Raw genomic sequence first — 24,332 nt, 5'->3', positions numbered from 1 at the left:
CACAGGGCGGTGAGGATCACCGAGAAGCTGGCAACAAAGACAGCGATGGAAGCGAAAGCAGCAACGTCACGGATGAAATCAGTCATTGGCCTCTCCTTACTCGTTATGTTCTAACTTTGTTCTCATTTTGTTCGATTGTCAACAGGGTTCTGCTGATATTCCTCTTGCTAATGTACGAGAATCGCCTTCGGTTCCGATCAAGGGAACGGCAAGCCGCTGACTCCAAAGCGAAAAACCCGAAGGCAAAAAAACGCCTCCGGTTCGGAAAAAAATCAAATTCAGAGAACAGCTATTCTTCAGGAGGCGACGGAGGGATTGATCCGGGCTCGCGACGGTTCGTCCTCGTTCCCTCACGGCAACGACCAGCGTAGTCGTTTCGGTCGCTCCGGAAGGCATGGTGATGCGCGAGGATCATCCCCGCGCAATCCCATGGTCAGAAATCGACGATCTTCCCGTCGGCGAGCGTTACGCGCCGGTCCATGCGGGCGGCGAGTTCATGATTGTGGGTGGCAATCAGCGCCGCGAGGCCAGATTGGCGCACCAGCGCCTCCAGCGCGTCGAATACATAATGCGCGGTCTCCGGATCGAGATTGCCGGTCGGCTCGTCGGCGAGCAGCAGGAGCGGCGCGTTGGCGACGGCGCGGGCAATGGCGACACGCTGCTGTTCACCGCCCGAGAGTTCGGCCGGACGGTGTTCGCCGCGATGCCCCACACGCATATAGTCGAGCAGCGCGCTGGCGCGCTTGCGAGCTTCAGCCTGGGTGAGACCGGCGATGAGCTGCGGCATCATCACATTTTCCACCGCCGAGAATTCCGGCAGGAGGTGATGGAACTGATAAACGAAGCCGATATCGCTGCGGCGGATCGCGGTGCGCGTTTCATCCGGCAGGCCGTTGCAGGGCGCGTCGTTAATATAGACCTCGCCGGCATCGGGATGTTCCAGCAGGCCTGCCAGATGCAGCAGCGTCGATTTGCCGGTGCCTGAAGGGGCGACCAGCGCCACCATCTCACCGCTCTTCAATTCAAAATCGGCCTTGCGCAGAATGGAAAGCGACGTCTCGCCCTGACCATAGGTTCTCTCAACGCCGGTGAGCCGCAGCACTGTTTTTTTTGCCATATTGCGAAGCGGTCCTTATTCGTAACGCAGGGCCTGCACCGGATCGAGCTTGGAAGCCCGCCATGCCGGGAAGATCGTTGCCAGGAAAGAGAGCGTGAGCGCCATGATGACAACGGAAATCGTTTCGCTGATATCCATTTCTGCCGGAAGCTGGCTCAAGAAATAAAGCTGCGGGTCAAACAGCACCGTGCCCGAAATCCAGGAGAAGAACTGCCGGATGGATTCCACGTTGAGGCAGACGATGACGCCGAGCGCCACGCCGGCGAAGGTGCCGACCATACCGATGGCCGCACCGGTCATGAAGAAGATGCGCATCACCGCGCCCGAACTTGCGCCCATGGTGCGCAGAATGGCGATATCGCTGCCCTTGTCCTTCACCAGCATGATGAGGCCGGAAATGATGTTCAGCGCCGCCACCAACACGATGAGGGTGAGGATCATGAACATGACGTTTCGTTCCACCTGCAGGGCGGAGAAGAAGGTCTGGTTCCGCTGCCTCCAGTCGGTAATGTAGATCTGCCTTTCGGCCGCCTGCTCCACCAGCGGACGGATGCCATCGACATCATCCGGGCGGCTCACATAAAGCTCAATGGATTGCACGATGCCGTCGGCATTGAAATAAAGCTGGGCTTCGGACAGAGGCATATAGATCATCGATGCGTCGTATTCCGACATGCCGATCTCGAAGACACCGGAAATCTTGTAAGACTTGACGCGCGGATTGACGCCCATCGGCGTCACGTCACCTTCCGGTGATATGAGAGTGATATCATCACCCGCCGTAACACCCAGCTGGGCGGCGAGCCTGGAGCCGACAAGAACGCCGTCACCCGCCATGAAGCCGACGAGGTCGCCGGTCTTGATGTTGGTGGCGACTTCCTTGACCTTGTCGATATCCTCCTGGCGCACACCGCGCACCAGAGCGCCGGAACCCGCACCGCCACGACCGGAAGCCAATGTCTGGCCCTCCACCAGCGGCAGAGCCATGGTGACGCCGGGTACGGCGGCGAATTTCTTAGCCAGCTCATCATAATTATTGAAGGGCTGGTCAATCGGCTGCACGATCATATGGCCGTTGATACCGAGAATGCGGGAAATCAGCTCCGTGCGGAACCCGTTCATGACAGCCATGACGATGATAAGCGTCGCCACGCCCAGCATGATGCCGACAAAGGAAAAACCGGCGATGACGGAAATGAATGCTTCCTTGCGCCGCGACCGCAGATAGCGCCAGGCCACCATACGTTCGAAAGCGGAAAACGGCCGGGCGGTCTTTGCCCCGGCGGAAACAGCCGCACCCTTGTCAGCCTCGGCTTGTGCCATGTCGTCTCCCTGATCTCAAACTGCAAGGCCGGTCTTTTCCGAAAACCGGCCCATATTTCTGCTGCATCTGCGCTACGAAACCGGAGCGGACTTCGGGTGAAGCCGCTCCGTCTTCCATTCGCGCTTAGGCGAGCACCTTGTTCATCGCCGCCTCGATCGTCACGGTCTCCCGCTCGCCGGTCTTGCGATCCTTCACTTCGACTTCGCCATTCGCGACCGAACGCGGGCCGACGATGATCTGCAGCGGCACGCCGATCAGATCAGCGGTGGCGAATTTCTGGCCCGCCCGGTCGTCCGTATCGTCGTAGAGAACATCCTTGCCGGCGTTGGAGAGCTGATAATACAGCTTTTCACAGGCAGCATCGCAGGCCGCATCGCCAGCCTTCATGTTGATGATCACGACGTCGAAAGGAGCGACCGAGGCCGGCCAGATGATTCCGTTCTCGTCATGCGATGCTTCAATGATGGCGGGAACAAGGCGTGTCGGCCCGATGCCATAAGAACCCATGTGGACGGGGTGTTCCTTGCCGTCCTTGCCCTGCACTTTCGCGCCCATAGGCTCGGAATATTTGGTGCCGAAATAGAAGATGTGCCCAACCTCGATGCCGCGCGCGGAAAGGCGCTCGCCTTCGGGAATGGCGTCATAGGCGGCCTCGTCGTGCATTTCGGACGTGGCTGCGTAATCGGTCGTCCACTCGTCGAACACGCCCTGCAGCGCCGCGACATCGTCGAAATCGGTGCTTTCAGCTGGAATGCCGCGGTCGAGGAAGCTCTTGTGGCAGAAGACTTCGGATTCGCCGGTATCGGCCAGAATGATGAACTCATGGCTGTGATTGCCGCCGATCGGGCCGGTATCGGCGCGCATGGGAATAGCGCGCAGGCCAAGGCGCTCGAAGGTCCGCAGGTAAGCCACGAACATCTTGTTGTAGGAATGGATCGCGTCTTCCTTGGTGAGGTCGAAGGAATAGGCGTCCTTCATCAGGAACTCGCGCGAGCGCATGGTGCCGAAGCGCGGACGCACCTCGTCGCGGAACTTCAGCTGGATATGGTAGAGGTTCAGCGGCAGGTTCTTGTAGGACTTCACATAGGAACGGAAGATGTCGGTGATCATCTCCTCGTTGGTGGGGCCATAGAGCATCTGGCGGTCCTGGCGGTCCTTGATGCGCAGCATTTCCTTGCCGTAGTCGTCATAACGGCCGCTCTCCTGCCAGAGCTCGGCGGTCTGCAGCGTCGGCATCAGAAGCTCGATGGCGCCGGAACGGTCCTGCTCCTCGCGGATGATCTTGTTGACCTTGTCGAGCACGCGTTTGCCGAGCGGCAGCCAGGAATAGATGCCAGCCGATTGCTGCCGGATCATGCCGGCGCGCAGCATGAGGCGGTGAGAGACAATCTCGGCTTCCTTGGGGTTTTCCTTCAGGATGGGCAGGAAATAACGGCTAAGACGCATGACGGCTTCCATTGATGTGGACGACAGCGCCAAAAGGCGCGGGAATCGCCCCGAATAGAGGGATATTGGCGCCGGATATAGCGGTTTCTGACCCAGATGAAAACCCGCCATGCAAAGAGCGTTAAAGGCGATTTTGTGGTATTTTCACGATAGCTAATTCGCGTCAAAACGCTTTGGCCGGAATATTATTCTTGATCCGGTGCGACAAATTGCACCACAGAGAATTTTTTGCCGACTGTAACAAATATGCAAAAAATGAGATGACAAGCATGGGGGTTTGAGCTAGCTTTAGCTTACAAAAGAGGCAGGAAGTTTAAATTCTTGTCATTTTCGCGGTCAGTCTTGGGAGGATCAGATCTTAGGCGCGCTCGTTCGCAGCCCCGGTAACGGTTACAGATCACGCGAAACCTGAAAACAAGGCTGAAAGGCCTTGTTTTTTTTTGCTTCTGCACGCATTTCCCTGCTCCTGGCCATCATTCCAGTAGAATTACTGGCGATGAATCGGGCATCCGGCAAGCTCCTGCTGTGTGCACGATAGATATGACATCCATATGACAGAGTCTCAGCCAGATTCACGGCAGACTGCCCCTTGCATAGGCAGGCGCTTCGGCTTGCTATCAGGTTGAGGGCGCAGATGTAGGCGGGGGCGGACATTGCCCGCGCTTTTTTTTCAGTCGAAAACGGGAATAATTCTCGGCAGGTCATCAAGGCTGACGCCGAACCACCAAGTTCCGCCATACCAGATCCCGCAGATCAAGGCCGAGATCAGGGTCGTCCACAACACGATACGTCCGCCCTTGAAGCTGGATGGCGCGCTGGCAACCGTCCCCAGCGCCACATCGCCCTCATCGTCCTGGGTGCGCAGGCCAATCGGCAGCACGATAAAAAGCACCGTCCACCAGACGATGAAATAAACGGCGAAGACCGAAAGAAGCGGCATGTGATCCTCCTGCACAATGCGCTTCTTGTAACGCATTCATCCGCAAACCGGAATCAATTCCCTGCAAGATGCATAAAAAGCCTTGGAAAGAGGAACAGAACCGCGCTTTGAGCAGGCACACTCAGGTCGCCGACAAAGGCGGACGCTCTCTCTTCCGTCATGCCGGCCCCCGGAACAAGCCCGAGGATGATCCGGCATCCAGCCACGGCGCGTCTGCGCCGTGAGAGGAGTCTTTACGCGATCAAGGACTTGATCGCGCTGGACCCCGGATCTAGTCCGGGATGACGGCATGCGGATGATACCCCGCTTTCCGGCTCAGACCTTCGTGACGAAAACCGTCACGATCGGCTTCTTGCCCCAGCTCTGATTGGCGGCGGCGCGCACGGCGCGGCGCACCGCTTCACGCAGCAGCTCCAGATCCTTGCGGCGGGCGCGCGGAATGCTTTCGACGGCGCCAAGCACGGCGTCATAAAGCGTGTCTTCCATCGCCTCATCCTCGTCATCGAATTCCGGCAGGCCGAAAGGCACCACATCGGGATCGCCGAGGAAATCGTAACGGCTGTCCAGCACGACATTGACCGCGACATGGCCGGCGAAAGAAAGCTTGCGGCGATTGCTGATGCCCATCTCGTCCATGTCACCGACGAGATTGCCGTCCTTGAAGACGCGGCCATGCGGCACGTCGTCGATAACCTCGGCCGGGCCGGGAGCAAGGCGCAGAACATTTCCGTTGCGCACCTTCGGTACCTGCGAAATGCCGGCCTGTTCGGCCAGTTCCTTCTGCGCCACCAGATGCGCCGCCTCACCATGCACAGGCACGACGATCTGCGGCTTCGTCCACTCATACATCTTCAGAAGTTCATTACGGCGCGGATGGCCGGAGACATGCACCAGCGCCTCATTGTCCGTGACAATGTGCACGCCCTGCTCGATCAGGCCGTTCTTGATCTCGATGATCGCCTTTTCGTTGCCGGGAATGGCGCGTGAGGAAAATACGACAGTATCTCCCGACGCGAGCGCCACATTGCGCATCTCGTCGCGGGAAAGCTTGGCGAGCGCTGCGCGCGGTTCGCCCTGCGAACCGGTCAGGATCAGCACCACACGGTCGCGCGGAATATAACCATATTCATCTTCTGCGAGGAACGGCTTGATGCCTTCCATGATGCCGAGATCCTGCGAGACATTGACGACCCGCTTCAGCGACGAGCCCAGCAGCAGCACCTCGCGGCCCGCGGCCTCAGCAGCCTGCGCGATCGAACGGATGCGCCCGACGTTGGAGGAGAAGGTGGTGACCGCCACGCGGCCTTCGGCATTTTCGATGATCTGGCGCAGGCCTTCGGAAACCTCGTGTTCGGAGGGCGACACACCATCGCGCACCGAATTGGTGCTGTCGCACATCAGTGCCAGCACACCCTCTTCGCCGATGGCGCGGAAGCGCGCCTCATCCGTCAACGGCCCGAGCGACGGCGCTTCGTCGATCTTCCAGTCACCGGTGTGGATGACATTGCCGAGCGGCGTGCGAATGACCAGCGACATCGGCTCGGGAATGGAGTGGTTGACACCAACAGCCTCGATTTCGAACGGCCCGACATTGATACGGTCGCCAGCCTTGAAGATCGTTACCGGAATTTCGGCGCGCGTGCCCTCATAAGCGCGCTTGGCTTCCAGCATGCCGGCGGTGAAAGGCGAGGCATAAACCGGGACATTGAGGCCGGGCCACAGATCATTCAGCGCGCCATAATGGTCCTCATGGGCGTGGGTGATGATGATGCCCTTGAGGTTCTTCTTCTGCTCGGCGATATAGCTGATGTCAGGCAGAACGAGATCGACGCCCGGCAGATCGAGACCGGCGAATGTCACGCCGCAATCCACCATGATCCATTGGCGCTTGCTTTCCGGCCCATAGCCGTAAAGCGCCAGATTCATGCCGATTTCACCCACACCGCCGAGCGGTATAAAGACCAGTTCGTCCTGTTTAGCCATTGTTTTTCTTATCCATTCACGAAAGCACGCGGACGACGGCATTTTGCCGTGCCCACCGCCTCTATCCAGCATCGGACCTGTTAAACCATCTGATCGACCGGGCCGATGCGGAACCGGTTTGTCACCCTGCATTTCATGAGCCGCAGGAAAGCTCCAACCTCTGGAACCGGTTCGGCGCGGCTTCCTGGGCCGCGCCGTTCACCTCATCCGAAAAATACGTCGCCGGCGGCGATGGAGCGCCTGGCGCCCTCGTCTTCATCCAGCAGCAGATAACCATTATCATCAATTCCGACGAAACGCCCGCCAATCGAACGATCAGGGAAATTGACGGTGATATGTTCGCCAATACCGCAGGCGGCCGCCCGCCAGCCGGTCATGATGCCGGAAACACCCCTGCCCTCGTCCCAGTCCCTCAGCACATCAGCCGTCTCGCGGAAGAGATGGGCGAACAGCTCGTCGGGCGAGCAGGACGCGCCATGTTCGGAGAGCATGGTGACGGGATAAAGCGGATTGTCCGGCTTATGGGCGATATTGATGCCGATGCCGATGACGATGGCGCGCCGGCCGTCAGGCAGCAGCTCCGCTTCCATCAGGATGCCGCAGGTCTTGCGGCGACCGATCAGCACGTCATTCGGCCATTTGATCTCCAGCGGTTCACCATTCGTCGGCAGCACCGCGCGAATGGCGCGATAGACTGCAAGCGCAAAAGCGAGCGGCAGGGAGCCGATGCGGTCCATCGGCGCGGGATCGATCAGAAGAAGCGATGCGTAGAGATTGCCGGGTTCGGAAACCCATGGCCGGCCGCGACGGCCGCGGCCGCCGGTCTGGCGGATGGCGGTAATCCACAGATTGCCGCCATCGCCTGCCCTTGCCCGGGCAAAACATTCCAGATTGGTCGATGGCGTTTCCGCCATCGCCTCGTGCCGGAAATCATCGATGGACATCCGACCCGTATGCTTGTGTGTGCTGCTCAAAAGAAGGTCTTCGCCGCAACAGTCACCGCGTTGCCGAGCGCACCGCCAAAGACAATGAAGGCGACAACGAACAGGGCCGAAAGCGCATAAACGACTTTCAGTTCGCCAGCCGGACGCTCGAATTTGTCCTTGGCCTCATCGAACCACATGACCTTGACGACGCGGATATAGTAGTAGGCGCCGACCACCGAGCCGATCACGCCGATGATGGCGAGCGGATAGAGCTTCGCTTCAATGGCGGCGAGGAAGACGTAATACTTGCCGAAGAAGCCGGCGAGCGGTGGAATGCCGGCAAGCGAGAACATCAGGATCGTCAGCACAACCGCCATGAAGGGGTTGGAAGACGAAAGACCGGCGAGATCCTCGACAGTCTCGACATTGCCGATTTCCTTGCGGCGCATGGAGAGAATGCAGGCGAAGGTGCCGAGCGTCATGACCATGTAGATGGTCATGTAGAGAATAACGCCCGAGATACCGGCTTCGGTGCCGGCGGCAAGACCAACCAGCGCGTAACCCATGTGACCGATGGAGGAATAGGCCATCAGGCGCTTGATGTTCTTCTGGCCGATCGCGGCAAAGGAACCGAGCAGCATGGAGGCGATGGAAATGAAGACGACGATCTGCTGCCAGTCGGCGAAGACCGGCTGGAAAGCCTCGATGACGATGCGCACGAGGATCGCCATGGCGCCGATCTTGGGCGCGGCCGAGAGGAATGCCGTGACCGGGGTCGGCGCACCTTCATAGACGTCCGGCGTCCACATGTGGAACGGCACGGCCGAGATCTTGAATGCCAGACCGGCGAGAACGAAGACCAGGCCGAAGACGAGGCCGAGCGAACGGGTTTCGGCCGCCAGAACCTGCGCGATTTCGGTGAAGCCGGTATTGCCGGTGAAGCCGTAGACCAGCGACATGCCATAGAGCAGCATGCCGGAGGAGAGCGCGCCGAGCACGAAGTACTTCAGACCCGCTTCCGTGGAGCGCAGGCTTTCGCGGTTGATGGCGCAGACGACGTAGAGCGCCAGCGATTGCAGTTCCAGCGCCATGTAGAGCGAGATCAGGTTGTTGGCCGAGATCATCAGCAGGATGCCGAGGGTCGCGAGAACCAGCAATACCGGATATTCGAAACGGCCGATCGGCTCGAAACGGCCCTGGCCGACGGCAAGGATCATGGCGGTGATGGAGCCGATCAGCGCCAGTACCTTCATGAAGTTGCCGAAGGCATCGGCGATGTAGACACCGCCGAAAGCCACGCCCGATGCGGGGGCAAAGATGATCCAGAGACCGACGACGAGCAGGAGGGCAACGGCAAGGCCGGTGACCGTCGTTGTCGACTTGTCGCCCGAGAAGACACCAATCATGAGCAGCGCCAACGCGCCGACCGCAAGGATCAGCTCGGGCGTCGCAATGTGCAGACTGGCAAAAAGGATTTCAGCGGTCATGTCCAACGGGTCCTGTCGTCAATTCATAGTGAGCGCAACATTTTGCGCCGCCTGCAGTGCAGCCGTATAGTTGTTTACCAGAAGATCGACCGATGCGGCGGTGGCATCGAAAACCGGAGCCGGATAAACGCCGAAGAAGATCGTCAGAGCAACCAGCGGGTAAAGGATGACCTTTTCGCGGGTCGACAGATCGAGCATCGATTTCAGGCTTTCCTTCTCGAGCGCACCGAAGATCACGCGGCGGTAGAGCCACAGCGCGTAGGCGGCCGAGAGGATGACACCGGTTGCCGCAAACAGCGCGACCAGCGTATTGGCGCGGAAGACACCGATCAGCGTCAGGAATTCACCGACAAAGCCTGATGTACCGGGCAGACCAACATTGGCCATGGTGAAGATCATGAAGGCGACGGCATATTTCGGCATGTTGTTCACGAGACCGCCATAGGCCGAAATCTCGCGGGTGTGCAGCCGGTCGTAAACGACGCCGACGCAGAGGAAGAGCGCGCCCGACACGATGCCGTGCGACAGCATCTGGAAGATTGCGCCCTGCACGCCCTGCACGTTGGCGGCGAAGATGCCCATGGTCACGTAACCCATGTGGGCAACGGAGGAATAGGCGATCAGCTTCTTGATGTCGTCCTGCATCATCGCCACCAGCGAGGTGTAGATGATGGCGAGAACCGACAGCGTGAAGACGAAGGGTGCGAAATAATCAGACGCCAGCGGGAACATCGACAGCGAGAAGCGGATGAAACCATAACCGCCGAGCTTCAGCATGACGCCGGCAAGGATGACGGAACCGGCGGTCGGCGCCTGAACGTGGGCGTCCGGCAGCCAGGTGTGCACCGGCCACATCGGCATCTTGACAGAGAAAGCCGCAAAACAGGCAAGCCAGAGCCAGGTCTGCATGCCGGCCGGGAAGCCGTACTTCAGAAGTTCGGTCATGTCGGTCGTACCCGCCTGCCAGTACATCGCCATGATGGCGAGCATGGTCAGAACCGAGCCGAGAAGCGTGTAGAGGAAGAACTTGTAGGATGCGTAGACGCGATCCTTGCCGCCCCAGACGCCGATGATGATGAACATCGGGATCAGCGTCGCTTCGAAGAAGACGTAGAAGAGAACCGTATCCAGCGCCACGAAGACGCCGATCATGACCACTTCCAGAAGCAGGAAGGCAATCATGTATTCCTTGATGCGTTTTTCGATCGAATCCCAGCTTGCCAGCACGCAGAAGGGCATGAGGAAGGTGGTGAGGATGACGAACAGCATGGAGATGCCGTCGACACCGAGATGATAGGCGGCGATGTTGCCGAACCAGGCATGCTTCTCGACCATCTGGAAGCCGGGGTTCGAATTGTCGAAACCGATCCAGATGAACAGCGACACGATGAAGGTGAAGACGGTCGTCAGCAGCGAGACATTGAGAATGTTGCGGCGACCATAGGGGCCGTTCTCATTCGTCAGAAGCAGCAGCACCACGCCGACGAGCGGCAGAAAGGTGACCGTTGAAAGAATGGGCCAATCGGTCATCAGAGGGCACTCCCGAGCATCATCCAGGTGACAAGCGCCGCGATGCCGATCAGCATCGCAAAGGCATAGTGATAAAGGTAACCGGATTGCAGGCGGACCATGCGGTTGGTCACGTCAACCACACGCGCTGCAATGCCGTTCGGTCCATAGTGGTCGATGACGGCGACGTCGCCCTTCTTCCACAGGAAGCGGCCAAGCGCCTTTGCGGAACGAACGAAGAGGAAGTCATAGAGTTCGTCGAAGTACCACTTGTTGAGAAGGAACTGGTAGAGGCCGCGATGGGTCTCGGCCAGACGCTTCGGCGTCTCCGGCGACTTGATGTACATGTACCATGCGGTCACGAAACCAAGCGCCATGGCGAAGAACGGGCTCCACTTCACCCACAGCGGAACATGGTGGAACTCTTCGAGGATTTCATTTTCCGGAAGCGTGAACAGGGCGCCCTTCCAGAATTCGGCATATTCATGACCGAAGAAATAACCTTCGAAGGCCACACCGGCAAAGATCGCGCCAACGGTGAGGATGAAGAGCGGGATCAGCATGACCATCGGCGATTCATGCACATGGTGCATCACGTCGGCGGAAGCGCGCGGCTTGCCGAAGAAGGTCATGAAGGCCAGACGCCAGGAGTAGAAGCTGGTGAACAGCGCGGCGATGACCAGCAGCGTGAAGGCGACGCCCGAGAGAACCGAGTGGGACGCGTAAGCGGATTCGATGATGACGTCCTTCGAGAAGAAGCCGGCAAAACCGATCATCGTGCCCGGGATCCCGACGCCGGTCAGCGCCAGCGTGCCAACGGTCATGGTCCAGAAGGTGATCGGGATGTGCTTGCGCAGGCCGCCCATGTAACGCATGTCCTGCTCGCCATCGACGGCGTGGATAACCGAACCGGCGCACAAGAACAGCAGGGCCTTGAAGAAGGCGTGTGTGAAGAGGTGGAACACGGCAGCACCATAAGCGCCGACGCCGAGCGCCACGAACATGTAACCAAGCTGCGAGCAGGTCGAATACGCAATCACGCGCTTGATATCGTTCTGTACGAGACCAACGGTCGCCGCGAAGAAGGCGGTGATCGCGCCGATCAGCGTCACGACGGTAAGCGCGTCATGCGACAGTTCGAACAGCGGCGACATGCGGGCGACGAGGAAGACACCGGCGGTAACCATGGTTGCGGCGTGAATGAGGGCAGACACCGGGGTCGGGCCTTCCATCGCGTCCGGCAGCCAAGTGTGCAGCAGGAACTGCGCCGATTTACCCATCGCGCCCATGAACAGCAGCAGGCAGACGCCCGTCATCGCATTGGCCTTGTCCAGCTGCATGCCGAACAGGTTGATGACCGTTTCCGTGGAAGCGGCACCTTCGGCCGGCAGATAGGTGCTGGCGGCAGCGAAGATGGTTTCGAGATTGATCGAGCCGAACAACACGAACACGCCGCCAATACCGAGAATGAAACCAAAGTCGCCGACGCGGTTGACGATGAAGGCCTTCATGGCCGCAGCCGAAGCGGACGGCTTCTTGAACCAGAAGCCGATCAGCAGATAGGACGCCAGACCAACGCCTTCCCAGCCGAAGAACATCTGCAGCAGGTTGTCGGAGGTCACCAGCATCAGCATGGCGAAGGTGAAGAGCGACAGATAGGCGAAGAAGCGCGGACGATGCGGATCGTGGTGCATGTATCCGATCGAATAGAGGTGCACCAGCGTCGACACGGTGTTGACGACGACGAACATGACGGCCGTCAGCGTATCGATTCGGAACGCCCATTCGACGTCGATGCCGCCAGACTGGATCCAGCGCAGCACGGTGACCTTGATCACCTCGCCCGGCTCGCCATGGGCAAGCGCGACACTGAAAAAGACGACCCACGACAGGATGGCGACCACGATCATCAGACCGGTGGTGACATATTCCGAAGCCTTGGCGCCGATCGACCGGCCAAACAGGCCGGCGATCAGGAAGCCAATCAGTGGAAGAAAGACGATAGCCTTGTAGATCATAGCCTTATCAGCCCTTCATCATATTGACGTCTTCGACGGCGATCGATCCGCGGTTGCGGTAGAAGACAACGAGTATTGCAAGACCGATGGCCGCTTCGGCGGCTGCGACGGTCAGAATGAAAAGTGCGAAGACCTGGCCGACGATGTCGTTCAGGAAAGCCGAGAACGCCACCATGTTGATGTTGACCGCCAACAGGATGAGCTCGATCGACATGAGGATGACGATGACGTTCTTCCGGTTGAGGAAGATGCCGAACACGCCGATCGTGAAGAGAATGGCGCTGACCGTCAGATAGTGGGAAAGACCGATTACCATATTGTGTTTCCTTGAATCCGTTCGCGCCTTCAGATGCCCTGACCCGGCTTGACCTTGACCGTGGTGACGGCGGTCTTCGGGTCACGGCCGACCTGCGTGGATACATCCTGCCGCTTGATGTCAGTGCGATGACGCAGCGTCAGCACGATGGCGCCGATCATGGCCACCAGCAGCACGAGACCGGCGAGCTGGAAGAAGTAGATGTAATTGGTATAGAGCACATCACCCAGCGCGGCCGTATTGGTGCGCTCGGTCACCGGCGGGATCGGCATGGTGATCGATTTCGCCGCCTGCGGGTTCAGCACGCTGCCGCCGACAACGACGATCAGCTCCGCCGCGAGGATGACGCCGATCAGCGCGCCGATCGGGGCGTATTGCAGCACGCCGGAGCGCAGCTCCGCAAAATCCACATCCAGCATCATGACGACGAAGAGGAAGAGCACCGCGACAGCGCCGACATAAACCACCAGCAGGATCATGCCGAGGAACTCGGCTCCCGTCAGCAGGAACAGCGCGGCTGCGTTGAAGAAGGTCAAAATCAGAAACAGCACCGAATGAACAGGGTTCTTCGATGCAATGACCATGAACGCAGACGCCACGGCGACGAAAGCGAATATATAAAAGAATACAGCGTGCAGACCCATCTTGGTGCCTTCTTGTCCTCATCGGGAGAAGATGGCCGAAAGCCCCCTCACCCGTTTCGTCCCCGCCGGCGAAAACCGCGCAGGCATTTTACTTTTCATCGCTTTCCGGAGGCTCCCCCGGAAAGACGGTTGCGCCTTAACGGTAAGGCGCATCCAGTGCGAGGTTGCGTGCGATTTCACGCTCCCAGCGGTCGCCATTGTCGAGAAGCTTCTGCTTGTCGAAATAAAGCTCCTCGCGGGTTTCCGTCGCGAATTCGAAGTTCGGGCCTTCGACGATGGCATCGACCGGGCAGGCTTCCTGGCAGAAGCCGCAATAGATGCACTTCACCATGTCGATGTCGTAACGCACCGTGCGGCGGGTGCCGTCGTTGCGGCGCGGGCCGGCTTCGATGGTGATCGCCTGAGCAGGACAGATAGCTTCACACAGCTTGCAGGCGATGCAGCGTTCTTCACCGTTGGGATAACGGCGCAGCGCATGTTCGCCGCGGAAGCGCGGAGACACCGGGCCCTTTTCAAAGGGATAGTTCACCGTCGCCTTCTGTTTGAAGAAGTGGCGCATCGTCAGGAAGATCGCACCGACGAACTCCTTGAGGAACAGTGAATTGACGGCTTGGGAAAGGCTTGCCATCTCAAACTCCAGATTTCTGAGCGAGGCGTGCGGACATCAACCGGCCCACCCCGTCAGCTTCAATACGAATGCAACAATAACGACCATGGCGAGCGACAGCGGCAGGAACACCTTCCAGCCGAGGCGCATGAGCTGGTCATAACGATAACGCGGAACGAAAGCCTTGGTCAGCGCGATCATGAAGAAGACCATGCAGCCCTTGAGCGCGAACCAGACAATGCCCGGAACCCAGTTCAGGAACCACACATCCACGATCGGCAGCCAACCGCCCATGAACAGGATCGTCGTGAGGCAGCAGATCAGGACGATCGCAGCATATTCGCCGAGCATGAACATCATGTAGGGCGTGGAGCCATATTCGACCATGTGACCGGCAACCAGTTCCGATTCCGCTTCCGGAAGGTCGAAGGGCGGACGGTTGGTTTCGGCAAGGCCCGAGATGAAGAACACGATGAACATCGGGAACAGCGAGAGCCAGTGCCAGTCAAGGAACGAGGCAGGCAGGCCGAGCATCGTACCGAGGCCGGTCTTCTGGGCAAGCACGATATCCGTCAGGTTCAGCGAACCGACGCAGAGCAGCACGGTGACGATGACGAGGCCGATCGACACTTCATAGGACACCATCTGCGCGGCGGAACGAAGCGCGCCGAGGAACGGATACTTCGAGTTGGAAGCCCAACCGCCCATGATGATGCCGTACACTTCAAGCGAGGAAATCGCAAAGATGTAGAGGATGCCGACATTGATATTGGCGACGACCCAGCCTTCATTGAACGGAATGACGGCATAGGTGGCAAGCGCCAGCGTCACGGCGACCAGCGGCGCCAGAAGGAAGACGGCCTTGTTAGCGCCGGCCGGAATGACCGGTTCCTTGAGGATGAACTTCAAAAGGTCGGCGAAGGACTGAAACAGACCGAAGGGGCCGACGACGTTGGGACCACGGCGCAACTGCACTGCCGCCCAGACCTTACGGTCGGCAAGCAGAAGGAAGGCGATGGCCACCAGAAGGCAAACGAGAAGCAGCAGGGACTGGCCGACCATGATCAGCGCGGGCCAGACGTAGCTCCAGAAAAACTGTTCCATAAATCCCCTCCCCTTACTCTGCCGCAGCCTGGAAATTGTTGCGGGCCAATGCGGAACACTCGGCCATGACAGCGGATGCGCGCGCAATCGGGTTCGTCAAATAAAAGTCTTTTACGGTCGAGGCAAACGCCGACTTGTTGAGGCTGCCCGCATGAGCGGCGAGAGCCTCGATATCCTTGCCGTTACCGGCAACGATCTCGTCGGTTTCAGCCAGATGCGGGTGCGCAACATAAAGCTGGCCGCGCAGCGCCGACAGCGAATCGAACGGCAGCTTCTTGCCGAGCACGTCGGAAAGCGCACGCAGGATCGCCCAATCTTCGCGGGCCTCGCCCGGTGCGAAACCGGCGCGGTTGCCCACCTGAACGCGGCCTTCGGTGTTGACCCAGATACCGGATTTTTCGGTATAGGCCGCACCCGGAAGGATGACGTCGGCGTGCATCGCGCCATGGTCACCATGGCTACCGATATAGACGGTGAACTTGGCGCCCTTGTTCGACAGGTCGATTTCATCGGCGCCGAGCAGGAAGAGAACGTCCATGGACGTTACCATTTCGGCAGCAGCAACACCGCCCTCGCCCGGCACGAAGCCGATATCGAGACCACCGACGCGGGCAGCGGCGGTGTGAAGCACCGAGAAGCCGTTCCATTCTTCGCTGATGGCGCCAACCGAAACGGCAAGCTTTGCAGCAGCAGCGAGAACAGCCGCACCATCGGCGCGTGCCAGAGCGCCCTGGCCGATGATGATCAGCGGGTTCTTGGCAGACTTCAGCTTTTCGATGAAGCTGTGCGAACCGCTGGCCAGATCGGAAAGCGTTTCCGCGCCGGAGCCGAGATATTCATAATTGTAGCGCAGCTCACCGGCTTCGCCGATCACGCCGATCGGGAAACCGCCGCGACGCCAGCGCTTGCGAATGCGGGCGTTGAGCACGGCCGCTTCGTAACGCGGGTTGGAACCAACGATCAGCAGCGCGTCGGCCTGTTCGATGCCTTCAATGGTGGAATTGAACAGATAGCTGGCGCGGCCAAGCGACGGGTCGAGCGCTGCACCATCCTGGCGGCAATCGACATTGGCCGAACCGAGCGACGCCAGCAGCGACTTCAGCGCGAACATTTCTTCGATGGAGGCCAGATCACCGGCAATCGCACCGATCTTGCTGCCGGATGTCGCAGCAACTGCGGTCTTGATCGCGCCGAAGGCTTCGCCCCAGCTTGCAGGCTGCAGACGGCCATCCCTGCGAACGTAAGGGCGGTCGAGACGCTGGGTCTTCAGACCATCCCAGATGAAGCGGCTCTTGTCGGAGATCCACTCTTCGTTGATCGCTTCGTTGACGCGCGGCATGACGCGCATGACTTCACGGCCACGGGTATCGACGCGGATGGCCGAACCGAGCGCGTCCATCACGTCGATGGTTTCGGTCTTGTTCAGTTCCCACGGACGGGCGGTGAAGGCGAAAGGCTTGGAGGTGAGCGCGCCGACCGGGCAAAGGTCGACAACGTTGCCCTGAAGCTCGGAGGTCATCGCCTGTTCGAGATAGGTGGTGATCTCGGCATCTTCGCCGCGGCCGATGAGGCCGAGTTCGGCAATGCCGGCAACTTCCGTGGTGAAACGGACGCAACGCGTGCAGTGGATGCAGCGGTTCATGACCGTCTTGACGAGCGGGCCAATGTACTTGTCTTCAACCGCACGCTTGTTTTCCGCATAACGCGAGCCCGCGATACCGAAGGCCATGGCCTGGTCCTGCAGGTCGCATTCGCCGCCCTGGTCGCAGATCGGGCAATCGAGCGGGTGGTTGATGAGCAGGAATTCCATCACGCCTTCGCGGGCCTTCTTGACCATCGGCGTGTTGGTGAAAACCTCAGGCAATTCGCCATTCGGGCCGCCGCGAACATCGCGCACGCCCATGGCGCAGGAGGCGGCGGGCTTGGGCGGTCCGCCCTTCACCTCGATGAGACACATGCGGCAGTTACCTGCGACCGACAAGCGCTCATGAAAACAAAAGCGCGGAACTTCAGCACCAGCCTCCTCACACGCCTGCAACAGCGTGAAATGATCCGGAACCTCGATCTCTTTACCGTCAACCTTGAGCTTTGCCATGGTTCTACTTACGTCCTGTTGCCTGTTCGTCCCGTGTCTCTCACACGGTCCGCAACAAATCCTTAATCGCGCCCGACACTTAATCTCGTCGGCCAGGCGCTTCATGGTGTTCCGGCGCCGGGATCATCCCCGCGCCGCATGCAAGCCGCCAAAACTTATTCGGCAGCTTCCAGAACAGCGCCATCATCCATGGCCCTGTAGGTATATTGGTCGATGCGCTTTTCGATTTCCGGGCGGAAATTGCGGATCAGCGCCTGTACCGGCCATGCGGCGGCGTCGCCAAGCGCACAGATGGTGTGGCCTTCGATCTGCTTCGTCACTTCGAACAGCATGTCGATTTCGCGCTTCTGCGCGTTGCCCTTCACCATGCGTTCCAGCACGCGCCACATCCAGCCGGTGCCTTCGCGGCACGGCGTGCACTGGCCGCAGCTTTCATGCTTGAAGAAAGCCGCGATGCGGGCGATCGCCTTGATGACGTCGGTGGACTTGTCCATGACGATCATGCCGCCGGTGCCGAAGGAAGACTTCACTTCGCGCATGCCGTCGAAGTCCATGATGGCGTCCTTCATGTCCTCACCGCGCACGATGGGGCAGGATGCGCCGCCGGGAATGACGCCGAGCAGATTGTCCCAGCCGCCGCGAATGCCACCGCAATGGTGCTCGATCAGCTCGCGGAAGGACAGGCCCAGCGCATCTTCGAAGGTGCACGGACGCTCGACATGGCCAGAAACCATGAACAGCTTGGTGCCGACATTGTTCGGACGGCCGATAGACGAGAACCATGCAGCGCCACGGCGCAGGATGGTCGGTGCAACGGCGATCGATTCAACGTTGTTGACGGTCGTCGGGCAGCCATAGAGGCCCATATTGGCCGGGAATGGCGGCTTGAGGCGCGGCTGGCCCTTCTTGCCTTCAAGGCTTTCGAGCAGAGCCGTCTCTTCGCCGCAGATATAGGCACCTGCGCCGTGATGGACGTAGATGTCGAAATCCCAGCCATTCTTGTTGTTCTTGCCGAGCAGGCCCGCATCGTAACATTCGTCGATGGCTGCCTGCAGCGCCTCACGCTCGCGCATGTATTCGCCGCGAACGTAGATATAGGCCGTATGCGCACCCATGGCGAAACCGGCGATCACGCAGCCTTCGATCAGCGTATGCGGATCGTTGCGCAGGATTTCGCGGTCCTTGCAGGTGCCGGGCTCGGATTCGTCGGCGTTGACGACGAGATAGTGCGGACGACCGTCATTTTCCTTCGGCATGAAGGACCACTTGAGACCCGTCGGGAAGCCAGCGCCGCCGCGACCACGAAGGCCGGAAGCCTTCATCTCGTTGATGATCCAGTCACGACCCTTTTCGATGATCTGCTTGGTACCGTCCCAATGGCCGCGCGCTCTCACGCCCTTCAGGGACTTGTCCTTGAGGCCGTAGAGATTGGTAAAGATGCGATCCTGATCTTTTAACATGCTTCACCTCTTACCGCGGCTTCTTGCCGAAGACCCTGATATACTCGGCTTCGCCACCCTTGGCGAGCGCCTCGGCCTGCTTGATCCACTCGTCGCGTTCGATGCGGCCCTTGAAATTCAGATAACCGTCGACCCAGTCGCATTCGGCCTTTTTCCAGCCGGCGATCTGGGCATAGGTGAAGATGCCGAGCTCGTGCAGCGTGCCTTCGATCTTCGGACCGACGCCGGAAATGAGCTTCAGGTCGTCGGGCGTTGCGGGCTTTTCGATGCCGGCCGGACGATCCTTGGAATCGAGTGACGGCTTCGCAGATCCCGAAGCTTCCTTTTCGGCGGCCTTGACGTTGGCTTCGGCAGCCTTCGGCGCGGTCGCCGGCGTCTTCAGCTTCGGATCGGTTTCCGGCGCGTCCGTCTTCGGCTTGGCGGCATTGGCCGGCGGAACCGGTGCGGCATCAGCCACGACTTCGGCAGGCTTGTCGAGATTGGAACGATCCGGCTTGATCTCTTCCGTCAGGGTCGTCAGACCACCGACCGGGACCGACTCGTGACGGTCGATCTGCGGGCCGGTCTTGACCGTGTCGCCCTTGCCTGCCTCGAACGTGTCGATGATCTCTTCCAGACGCTCGGGCGTCAGGTCCTCATAGGCATCCTTGAAGATGATGACCATCGGCGCGTTGACGCAGGCGCCCTGACATTCCACTTCTTCCCAGGAGAGCGTGCCGCTCTCATTGGTATGCAGCGGATCGTGATGGATCTTCTTGCGGCAGACGTCCATCAGCGCTTCCGAGCCGCGCAGCATGCAGGGCGTGGTGCCGCAGACCTGAACGTGGGCGCGCGTGCCAACCGGCTTCAGCTGGAACTGCGTATAGAAGGTCGCCACTTCCATGACGCGGATATAGGCCATATCCAGCATGTCGGCGATTTTCTCGATGGCGGCGCGGGTAACCCAGCCGTCCTGCTCCTGCGCACGCATGAGCAGCGGGATGACCGCCGATTGCTGGCGTCCCTCGGGATATTTCAGAATCGTCTTTTCCGCCCATGCGGTATTTTCCGCATTGAAGGCAAATGCCACGGGCTGGAACTGATCTTCGGCTAGTCGACGAACGGACATACTTCCTCACGCCTTTTCAGTTTAACGTCTCACAACGCGATCTCGCCACCGTGACGAATTCGCAGGCGTAAGCCGCCTTGTCTTTCTGCATGAACACGATGAACTTGCTGCCATTGGGAACCGAGGCCTTGATCTCGTATCCCGATGACAGAAGCTGCTTGATGGTCGAAGAGCCGCCGCTCGACAGCGATACCTCAGGCTCGCTCGTCGCCGTCTGGGCGAGAACGGGTGCCGACATCGCAGCGAGAAAAGCCGGTATGGCCAGCGGCAGACGCATCAGCGGTCGACCTCCCCGAACACGATGTCGAGGGAGCCGAGCACGGCTGTAACGTCAGCAAGCTGATGGCCCTTGCACAGGAAATCCATGGCCTGCAGGTGTGCGTAGCCCGGAGCGCGGATCTTGCAGCGGTAGGGCTTGTTGGAACCATCGGCGACCACATAGACGCCGAATTCGCCCTTCGGCGCTTCGACAGCGGCGTAAACTTCGCCGGCCGGTACGTGATAACCTTCGGTGTAGAGCTTGAAGTGGTGGATCAGCGCTTCCATCGAACGCTTCATCTCGCCACGCTTCGGCGGAACCACCTTGCCGTCAAGCGAGGAGACCGGGCCGATGCGATGCTTGCCGGACAGAAGATCGACGCACTGCTTCATGATCTTCACCGATTCGCGCATTTCCTGCATGCGGATCAGGTAACGGTCGTAGCAGTCGCCGTTCTTGCCGACGGGGATGTCGAATTCCAGATCGGAATAGCACTCGTAGGGCTGCGCGCGGCGCAGATCCCAGGCAGCGCCCGAACCGCGCACCATCACGCCCGTGAAACCCCAGGCGAAGGCGTCTTCAAGCGAGACCACGCCGATATCGACGTTACGCTGCTTGTAGATGCGGTTGTCGGTCAACAGACCTTCGATATTGTCGAGCACGGTCAGGAACGGATCGCACCACTTGCCGATATCATCGACCAGTTCCGGCGGCAGGTCCTGATGAACACCACCCGGACGGACATAGGCCGAGTGCATGCGGGCGCCGCAGGCGCGCTCATAGAACACCATCAGCTTTTCGCGCTCTTCGAAGCCCCAGACCGGCGGCGTCATCGCGCCGACGTCCATTGCCTGCGTCGTCACGTTCATGATGTGCGACAGGATGCGGCCGATTTCCGAATAAAGCACGCGGATCAGCTGGCCGCGCATCGGGATTTCGAGGCCCAGCAGCTTTTCGACGGCGAGCGCAAAAGCGTGTTCCTGGTTCATCGGCGCGACGTAGTCGAGACGGTCGAAATAGGGAACGGCCTGCAGATAGGTCTTGGTCTCGATCAGCTTTTCGGTGCCGCGATGCAGAAGACCGATATGCGGATCGACGCGCTCGACGATTTCGCCGTCCAGTTCCAGAACCAGACGCAGCACGCCGTGCGCGGACGGATGTTCCGGACCGAAGTTGATCGTGAAATTGCGGACGTTATGCTCAGTCATTCTAGTGCTCCGCCGAGGTGATCATGGCGATGAATTCGGGGCCGGTCATGTTCTGCGTGGTTTCGGCGAAAGAATAGCTCGAAGGCTTTTCATCCGTGAAAATCTGCGACGCGAACTTGAAGTTGGAAGGGTTTTCGAAAGCCTGCAGCGAAACGGCAAAATGCTTGCCATCCTTGGAACGCCACATCAGCGTGCTGCCGCAATTCTTGCAGAAGCAGCGCTCACCCCACTCCGACGAGGAATAGACGCCGAGGTTCTCTTCGTTTTCGACGGAGATATCAGCGCATTCGACAGCCAGAAACGCACCGCCGGACCAGCGGCGGCACATGGAGCAATGGCAGACGCCGAATTCGCGGGCGCCGATCGCGGCCTTGAGGCCGACGGCACCGCAAAGACATTGGGCACGCTCTGTCGCAGGGGCTTCGCTCATTGCTTGGCCTTTTCGTCACCCGGGAGAACATATTCAGTCCCCTCCCAAGGAGAGAGGAAATCGAAATTGCGGAATTCCTGCTTCAGTTCGACCGGTTCATAAAGAACCCGTTTCAGCACGTCATCGTAACGTACTTCCACAAAGCCGGTAACCGGAAAATCCTTGCGCAGCGGGTGGCCTTCGAAACCGTAGTCGGTGAGAATACGGCGAAGGTCCTTATGGCCTTCGAACGGAATACCATACATGTCCCAGGCTTCGCGCTCGAACCATTCCGCGCCCATATAAACGGGGGTCGAAGACGGAACACCCTCGTCTTCCGCCACTTGCAGCTTGACGCGCACGCGCAGGTTCTGGCGCGGCGACAGCAGGTGATAGACGACATCAAAACGCTTCTCGCGCTGCGGCCAGTCGACGCCGCAGATATCGATGATGTTGACGAAACCGCACTGCACATCGTCACGCAGGAAGGTCAAAAGCGCGATCACGCTTTCAGGCGTCGTGTTCAGCGTCAGTTCGCCATAGGCAATATCAGCCGACACCACGAGGGAACCGCGCGCTTCCTTAACGTAAGCAGCAAGATCGTTGAGAGCTTCGCTCATTACTTAATCCGTCCTTTGCCCTTAACGCTCGATCGTACCGGTACGCCGGATCTTCTTCTGCAGCAGAAGTACGCCGTAAAGCAGCGCCTCCGCCGTGGGGGGACAGCCCGGAACGTAGATATCCACCGGCACGACGCGGTCGCAACCGCGCACGACAGCGTAGGAATAGTGGTAATAGCCGCCGCCATTGGCGCAGGAGCCCATGGAGATGACGTAACGGGGCTCAGGCATCTGGTCATAGACCTTGCGCAGAGCGGGCGCCATCTTGTTGGTCAGCGTGCCGGCGACGATCATGACGTCCGACTGGCGCGGTGAGGCGCGCGGGGCAACGCCGAAGCGCTCCATGTCGTAACGCGGGCCGGAAGCCTGCATCAGGCCTTCGACGGCGCAGCAGGCAAGACCGAACTGCATCCACATCAGGGAGCCGGTACGCGCCCAGGTGATCAGCTCGTCGGTCGAGGTAACGAGAAAGCCCTTATCGGCCAGCTCGTCGTTGATGTCCGTGAAGTAGGCGTCGTTGCTGCCAACCGGCTTGCCGGTCGAGGGATCGATGATCCCCTTCGGCTGCGGCGCAACGAGCGTGGTGTTGTTCTGGCTCATGCCCATTCCAGCGCTCCCTTCTTCCACTCATAGATAAAGCCGATGGTGAGGACGAGAAGGAACACCATCATCGACCAGAAACCGAACCAGCCCATCTCGCCGAAAGACACCGCCCAGGGGAACAGGAAGGCGACTTCCAGATCGAAGATGATGAACAGAATCGACACCAGATAAAAGCGGATATCGAACTTCATGCGGGCATCGTCGAAGGCGTTGAAACCGCACTCGAAAGCGGAGAGCTTTTCCGGGTCCGGCGCCTTGTAGGCGACCGCAAAGGGCGCAATGAGAAGCGCCAGGCCGATGACGAGAGCGATACCGATGAAGATTGCGATCGGAATGTAGGAACTGAGGAGTTCAGTCATGGTCTCTTCCCTGTCCGGCCGGGTGCCGGACCTGCCTTTGTGACCTTAAGTCTCAAAGAGCGGACAAATATGTTGCAACGCCAAAGTGGTTAGCGCAGCCGCGCCCTCTCTGCAAGAGTTTAGGCACCATTTCAAGACACCTGCCGCATTGATTGGCAACAATATTGCCGGAATTGACGCAAATTTGGGCCACAATTCCGACCTAAGCCCCTCAAATACAATAATAATCGATTGAACGACGCAACCGCAAAAAAGTCACACGAATTTTACGTCGAAACGGCGGTGAAGTGACGATATCCCGATATCGAAACTTGACTAAAAAAAGCAGGAAAAATCGCGTTTGAAACGGCCGGAATCAAGCATCGGAATCGTCAAAAACCGAGGCGTGCAAACAGCGCGTCGATCTGGTTTTGAGGAGACATTTCAAGAGAAAGAAATGGCGCGAGTGACGGGGCTCGAACCCGCGACCTCCGGCGTGACAGGCCGGCACTCTAACCGACTGAGCTACACCCGCGCTCCACAGACATTCATCTGCGTTTTTTCCGAGGAACAGGATGGCGCGAGTGACGGGGCTCGAACCCGCGACCTCCGGCGTGACAGGCCGGCACTCTAACCGACTGAGCTACACCCGCGCTCCACAGACATTCATCTGCGTTTTTTCCGAGGAACAGGATGGCGCGAGTGACGGGGCTCGAACCCGCGACCTCCGGCGTGACAGGCCGGCACTCTAACCGACTGAGCTACACCCGCGCTCCACAGACATTCATCTGCGTTTTTTCCGAGGAACAGG

Annotated in this window: 22 protein-coding genes and 3 tRNA genes; all 25 read right to left on the bottom strand. The window is 59.2% G+C overall.

Annotated elements, in window-relative coordinates:
• Positions 1-433: 433 nt before the first annotated feature.
• Positions 434-1,117, bottom strand: coding sequence for an ABC transporter ATP-binding protein (locus DA915_RS06710; protein ID WP_003502409.1), 684 nt, complete (start codon positions 1,115-1,117; stop codon positions 434-436).
• Between the two features lie 15 nt (positions 1,118-1,132).
• On the bottom strand, positions 1,133-2,440 hold the full coding sequence (locus tag DA915_RS06705) for a lipoprotein-releasing ABC transporter permease subunit (protein WP_003502407.1): 1,308 nt from the start codon (positions 2,438-2,440) through the stop codon (positions 1,133-1,135).
• Positions 2,441-2,564: 124 nt separating this feature from the next.
• Positions 2,565-3,887, bottom strand: coding sequence for a proline--tRNA ligase (gene proS, locus DA915_RS06700; protein ID WP_003502405.1), 1,323 nt, complete (start codon positions 3,885-3,887; stop codon positions 2,565-2,567).
• A gap of 670 nt (positions 3,888-4,557) precedes the next feature.
• Positions 4,558-4,863 (bottom strand): DUF1467 family protein, encoded by a 306-nt coding sequence (locus tag DA915_RS06690; protein ID WP_003502403.1) that lies wholly within the window; start codon positions 4,861-4,863, stop codon positions 4,558-4,560.
• Positions 4,864-5,142: 279 nt separating this feature from the next.
• Positions 5,143-6,810, bottom strand: a complete 1,668-nt coding sequence (locus DA915_RS06685) for a ribonuclease J (protein WP_003502399.1) — start codon at positions 6,808-6,810, stop codon at positions 5,143-5,145.
• 203 nt (positions 6,811-7,013) lie between these two features.
• Positions 7,014-7,754, bottom strand: a complete 741-nt coding sequence (locus DA915_RS06680) for a biotin--[acetyl-CoA-carboxylase] ligase (protein WP_003502397.1) — start codon at positions 7,752-7,754, stop codon at positions 7,014-7,016.
• A 26-nt stretch (positions 7,755-7,780) separates the two neighbouring features.
• Positions 7,781-9,223, bottom strand: coding sequence for an NADH-quinone oxidoreductase subunit NuoN (gene nuoN, locus DA915_RS06675; protein ID WP_003502395.1), 1,443 nt, complete (start codon positions 9,221-9,223; stop codon positions 7,781-7,783).
• 18 nt (positions 9,224-9,241) lie between these two features.
• Positions 9,242-10,753, bottom strand: coding sequence for an NADH-quinone oxidoreductase subunit M (locus tag DA915_RS06670; protein ID WP_003502393.1), 1,512 nt, complete (start codon positions 10,751-10,753; stop codon positions 9,242-9,244).
• A complete protein-coding gene (nuoL, locus tag DA915_RS06665; RefSeq protein WP_107675469.1) occupies positions 10,753-12,750 on the bottom strand; it encodes an NADH-quinone oxidoreductase subunit L in 1,998 nt (665 codons plus the stop codon). The genes DA915_RS06670 and nuoL overlap by 1 nt, the downstream gene beginning before the upstream one ends.
• 7 nt (positions 12,751-12,757) lie before the next feature.
• The gene (nuoK, locus tag DA915_RS06660) at positions 12,758-13,066 is read right to left on the bottom strand and encodes an NADH-quinone oxidoreductase subunit NuoK (RefSeq protein ID WP_003502389.1); all 309 of its coding nucleotides are present in this window, start codon (positions 13,064-13,066) and stop codon (positions 12,758-12,760) included.
• Positions 13,067-13,095: 29 nt separating this feature from the next.
• Entirely contained in the window at positions 13,096-13,710 is a 615-nt protein-coding gene (locus tag DA915_RS06655; RefSeq protein WP_003502387.1) for an NADH-quinone oxidoreductase subunit J, read from the bottom strand.
• A gap of 136 nt (positions 13,711-13,846) precedes the next feature.
• Positions 13,847-14,338, bottom strand: a complete 492-nt coding sequence (gene nuoI / locus DA915_RS06650) for an NADH-quinone oxidoreductase subunit NuoI (RefSeq protein WP_003502385.1) — start codon at positions 14,336-14,338, stop codon at positions 13,847-13,849.
• A gap of 36 nt (positions 14,339-14,374) precedes the next feature.
• Complete coding sequence (gene nuoH, locus DA915_RS06645; RefSeq protein WP_003496451.1) at positions 14,375-15,421, bottom strand: NADH-quinone oxidoreductase subunit NuoH; 1,047 nt, start codon at positions 15,419-15,421, stop codon at positions 14,375-14,377.
• A 13-nt stretch (positions 15,422-15,434) separates the two neighbouring features.
• A complete protein-coding gene (gene nuoG / locus DA915_RS06640) occupies positions 15,435-17,516 on the bottom strand; it encodes an NADH-quinone oxidoreductase subunit NuoG (protein WP_107675468.1) in 2,082 nt (693 codons plus the stop codon).
• 155 nt (positions 17,517-17,671) lie between these two features.
• Positions 17,672-18,976 (bottom strand): NADH-quinone oxidoreductase subunit NuoF, encoded by a 1,305-nt coding sequence (nuoF, locus tag DA915_RS06635; RefSeq protein WP_020012329.1) that lies wholly within the window; start codon positions 18,974-18,976, stop codon positions 17,672-17,674.
• A gap of 10 nt (positions 18,977-18,986) precedes the next feature.
• A complete protein-coding gene (locus DA915_RS06630) occupies positions 18,987-20,084 on the bottom strand; it encodes an NADH-quinone oxidoreductase subunit E (protein WP_107675467.1) in 1,098 nt (365 codons plus the stop codon).
• A gap of 16 nt (positions 20,085-20,100) precedes the next feature.
• Positions 20,101-20,361 carry a hypothetical protein gene (locus tag DA915_RS06625; protein WP_003502376.1) on the bottom strand — a complete coding sequence of 87 codons (261 nt, stop codon included), beginning with the start codon at positions 20,359-20,361 and terminating at the stop codon, positions 20,101-20,103.
• Positions 20,361-21,551, bottom strand: a complete 1,191-nt coding sequence (locus DA915_RS06620) for an NADH-quinone oxidoreductase subunit D (RefSeq protein ID WP_003496461.1) — start codon at positions 21,549-21,551, stop codon at positions 20,361-20,363. The genes DA915_RS06625 and DA915_RS06620 overlap by 1 nt, the downstream gene beginning before the upstream one ends.
• Position 21,552: 1 nt before the next feature.
• A complete protein-coding gene (locus tag DA915_RS06615) occupies positions 21,553-21,981 on the bottom strand; it encodes a GFA family protein (RefSeq protein ID WP_003502373.1) in 429 nt (142 codons plus the stop codon).
• Positions 21,978-22,580, bottom strand: coding sequence for an NADH-quinone oxidoreductase subunit C (locus DA915_RS06610; RefSeq protein WP_020810740.1), 603 nt, complete (start codon positions 22,578-22,580; stop codon positions 21,978-21,980). Before DA915_RS06610 ends, DA915_RS06615 begins: the two co-directional genes overlap by 4 nt.
• Before the next feature lie 21 nt (positions 22,581-22,601).
• Entirely contained in the window at positions 22,602-23,186 is a 585-nt protein-coding gene (locus DA915_RS06605; RefSeq protein WP_003502368.1) for an NADH-quinone oxidoreductase subunit B family protein, read from the bottom strand.
• A complete protein-coding gene (locus DA915_RS06600; protein ID WP_003496469.1) occupies positions 23,177-23,542 on the bottom strand; it encodes an NADH-quinone oxidoreductase subunit A in 366 nt (121 codons plus the stop codon). The genes DA915_RS06605 and DA915_RS06600 overlap by 10 nt, the downstream gene beginning before the upstream one ends.
• A gap of 437 nt (positions 23,543-23,979) precedes the next feature.
• Positions 23,980-24,056: transfer RNA gene (locus DA915_RS06595), tRNA-Asp, on the bottom strand.
• Between the two features lie 41 nt (positions 24,057-24,097).
• A tRNA-Asp gene (locus DA915_RS06590) sits at positions 24,098-24,174 on the bottom strand.
• Between the two features lie 41 nt (positions 24,175-24,215).
• A tRNA-Asp gene (locus DA915_RS06585) sits at positions 24,216-24,292 on the bottom strand.
• Positions 24,293-24,332: the final 40 nt, after the last annotated feature.

This window comes from Agrobacterium sp. LAD9 (assembly GCF_003031125.1).
GTDB lineage: Bacteria > Pseudomonadota > Alphaproteobacteria > Rhizobiales > Rhizobiaceae > Agrobacterium > Agrobacterium radiobacter.
The sequence above is the reverse complement of the archived record's forward strand: the minus strand, read 5'-3'. Positions and strand labels throughout refer to the sequence as shown.